This window comes from Herbaspirillum sp. CF444 (genome assembly GCF_000282135.1).
GTDB lineage: Bacteria > Pseudomonadota > Gammaproteobacteria > Burkholderiales > Burkholderiaceae_D > Herbaspirillum.
Map to the genome: position 1 here is coordinate 1 of NZ_AKJW01000054.1, position 3,053 is coordinate 3,053.

Genomic DNA, 3,053 nt, shown 5'->3' on the forward strand with positions numbered 1-3,053 from the left:
GACGCATACGGCGGGCCGCCGGCCAGATCCGGACGCGCCAGGTGGTCCAGCAACACGCGCACTTTGGGAAACATCCCGAGCATGCGTTGCAGCGCGGGAATGCCCGCCGCCGTCATTTGCAGACAGATGGAAATATCGTTCGCCTGTGCGTATTCCCACACCGGATAGGAGCGCTCGTCGTCGAGCCAGGAGGCTTGTCCCGGCATGGTGGTGCCGGTCAGAAACAGGCGCAATCCGCTCATGCCTGCGGCGATCCAATGCTTGAACTTGTCGACGCCGTCGGCCGCCAGCACGTCGATGGAAAACACGCCGCAGAAACGGTCCGGGTGCGCCTTGACGGCGTCGACTACATAGCGGTTGTCGTTGCCGTAGGCGGTCGATGCCTGCACCACCATGGCGTGCGCGATGCCTGCCGCGTCCATGGCGGCGAGCAGGCTTTCATAGTCGGCCGGGCGGTGGGCGGACCAGTCCGATTGACGGCCTCCGACCGGCGCCAGCGGATAGCGCACATGATCCGGCGAGATAGCGTGGGTGTGCGTATCGACGATGTCGTACATTGTTAAGCTCCAATCTTCTTCTCATATGGAAAGTGAGCAAAGTGTAGTGAATCCGTTTGGATTTATCTAATTTTAAGTAAGCAACAAGACATAAATTTATATTAAGCTAGACACTAAAAATTTCACCACTTCCATAAGGCGAGCGTCCCATGTCCGATGACAGCATCCGTTTGCGGCGCCTGGTTTTCTTCGACGCGGTATGCCGTGAAGGCGGCATCGGCCACGCGGCGGAAGCCGTCGGGCTGACGCAACCGGCGGTCAGTCTGGCCATCAAGAAGCTGGAAGAAAGTTTTGGCGCGGTATTGTTCGAGCGCGGCTACGGCGGCAGCGATCTGACGCTGGAAGGCACGCTGCTGCATCGGCGCGTGCGAAGAATGCTCGATCAGATCGAAGCCGCCGTCGCCGAATTGCTGACCGGCGCCAAGACACGCACGCACGACGCCGGTGCGATTTGCCGCCATCTGACCGATGCGCAGATCCGCTGCCACATCGCCATCGCGCAGCTGGGCTCGGCGGTCGACGCCGCGCGCAAGCTCGGCATTTCGCAACCGGCGGTGCATCGCGCCGCGCGCGAACTGGAAGAAACGGTGGGCGTGACGCTCTATCGCCGCCGCGTGCACAGCGTCTCCGCCAATGCGACGGGAACCGAGTTTGCGCGCCGGCTCAGCCTGGCGCTCAATGAAATCAGCCAGGCCGCGGTCGACCTGGCGTCGGCGCGCGGCCTGGCCAGCGGACAGGTGTCGGTGGGGGTGCTGCCGCTGCTGCCGCAACGCTTGCTGGCGCGCACCATCGGCAGATTGCAGGAGGAGTTTCCAAACGTCGCGGTAACGATACGCGAAGGCGCGCATTCGCGGCTGATCAACGATCTGCGATTCGGCGACCTCGACATCATCGTCGGCGCACTGCGCGAACCGCGGCTGGAAGGCAGCGTGGTCGAATCCGAATTGTTCACCGATCCCTATGCCGTCGTGGTGCGGCGCGGACACGATCTGGCCAGTCGCAAGAACATCACGCGCAAGGACCTGACCGCCTACGGCTGGGTCGTTCCGCAAAAGGACATGCCGCGCCGCACGGTGGTCGAGATGATGCTGGAAACGTTGCCGCAGCGTCCGCGCGTGGTGGTCGAAACCAGTTCGCTGGCGATGATGATGGCGATGCTGGAAGAAAACGACTGCATCTCGCTGCTGTCGCGCTCGCACATCCTCTACGGCAATTACAGAAACGATGTGGTGGCGCTCAATATCGCGCCGCCCAAGGCCGAGCGCACGGTCGGTTTCACCACGCGCGCCGACTGGCTGGCCACGCGCGTGCAGCAGGCTTTCATCGAACATTTGCGCGAGCAGTGCCGCATCGATCACTAAGAGCAGATGCAACAAAAGCAGATGCAACAAAGCCCGCGCGGGGCGGGCCTTGTCGGACGCCGGCGTGACAACCGCCGGCGTTGCTTCTACAGCGAGTACAGCAACTTCTACAGCCAATACAACTACAGGTACATCTACAACAACATCAACTACTCAGAGACTTCAACTGCACGCTGCAATCAGGCAGCATTGCGTTCCAGGCGATGCACGTTGTCGCCGTTGATTTCGATCTTGCGCGGCTTCAGCGCTTCAGGCACTTCGCGCACCAGTTCGATGCTCAGCAAACCGTTTTCCAGTTGCGCGCCGACGACCTTGATGTGGTTGGCGAGCTGGAAGCGTTGCTCGAAATCGCGTGCGGCGATACCGCGATGCAGGAAGGTGGGCGAGCCTTCTTCCTTCTGCTTGCGACCGACGATTTTCAGTGTGTCGTTCTCGGCTTCGATGTCGATTTCAGCGTTGCTGAAACCGGCCACGGCCATGGTAATCCGGTATTTGTCGTCGGCAACCAGTTCGATGTTGTACGGTGGGTAGCTCGGTTGCGAATCCGCGCGCTGCGCGTTGTCGAACAGTTGAGCCAGGCGATCGAAGCCGATTGCGGAGCGATAGAGTGGGGAGAAATCGTAAGTGCGCATGACAGTATCCTTTCGAAAATAAGCGATAGCTAAATAAGAAACAAGCGCGAACCTCCATTGAGCATTCGCTGGGGCCGGCGGAAGATTTCCTGCTGCCTTGCTACCGATATACGTACGGACTTTTTCTTTTCAAGAGATTTTTTTAATCGTGTTGATTATTTCTTTGTTTTATCGACCGTCGTTTTTCATCGCGGCAACTACCGTACGCAAAACTGCCTGCGCCCGGCTGTGGCGCACATTGGTATGCAGCATCACTTGCGCAAGAGGTAAAGACGGCAGCTTCATGCTCTTGCCGACGTCGATGGCGCCGGCCGGTTTGACGCGATACAGCAGCGCGGTCACCGCCAGCCCTGCCGTCACTGCTGCCGCCACGGCATGCACGCCGCCGCCGACGAATACTTCCTGCCAGGCGATGCCGGCGTCTTCCAGCCGCCGCACCGCCAGTTCGCGGATGCCGCAGGTATGCGAAAACGTCGCCAGCCGCAACGGCTCGCCCCCGCGCG

3 protein-coding genes and 1 pseudogene are annotated in these 3,053 nt (G+C 60.4%); 1 reads left to right on the top strand and 3 read right to left on the bottom strand.

What is annotated here, in order from left to right:
- Positions 1–557: amidohydrolase family protein (locus PMI16_RS09750; RefSeq protein WP_007879003.1), on the bottom strand; the 557-nt coding region annotated here is incomplete at its 3' end.
- A 149-nt stretch (positions 558–706) separates the two neighbouring features.
- On the opposite strand from PMI16_RS09750, the gene PMI16_RS09755 reads away from it, so the two are divergent.
- Positions 707–1,918 carry a LysR substrate-binding domain-containing protein gene (locus PMI16_RS09755; RefSeq protein WP_007879008.1) on the top strand — a complete coding sequence of 404 codons (1,212 nt, stop codon included), beginning with the start codon at positions 707–709 and terminating at the stop codon, positions 1,916–1,918.
- A gap of 179 nt (positions 1,919–2,097) precedes the next feature.
- Here the strand turns inward: PMI16_RS09755 and PMI16_RS09760 are convergent, their stop codons facing one another.
- Both PMI16_RS09760 and PMI16_RS09765 read right to left on the bottom strand, forming a co-directional pair.
- The gene (locus tag PMI16_RS09760; RefSeq protein ID WP_007879010.1) at positions 2,098–2,550 is read right to left on the bottom strand and encodes an Hsp20 family protein; all 453 of its coding nucleotides are present in this window, start codon (positions 2,548–2,550) and stop codon (positions 2,098–2,100) included.
- Between the two features lie 168 nt (positions 2,551–2,718).
- Positions 2,719–3,053, bottom strand: a pseudogene (locus PMI16_RS09765) (LysR family transcriptional regulator); the annotation flags it as partial.

Bases quoted from the DNA above. Each gene is read 5' to 3' on its own strand.
- PMI16_RS09755 (WP_007879008.1), top strand. From the start codon at position 707: ATGTCCGATGACAGCATCCGTTTGCGGCGCCTGGTTTTCTTCGACGCG.
- PMI16_RS09760 (WP_007879010.1), bottom strand. From the start codon at position 2,550: ATGCGCACTTACGATTTCTCCCCACTCTATCGCTCCGCAATCGGCTTC.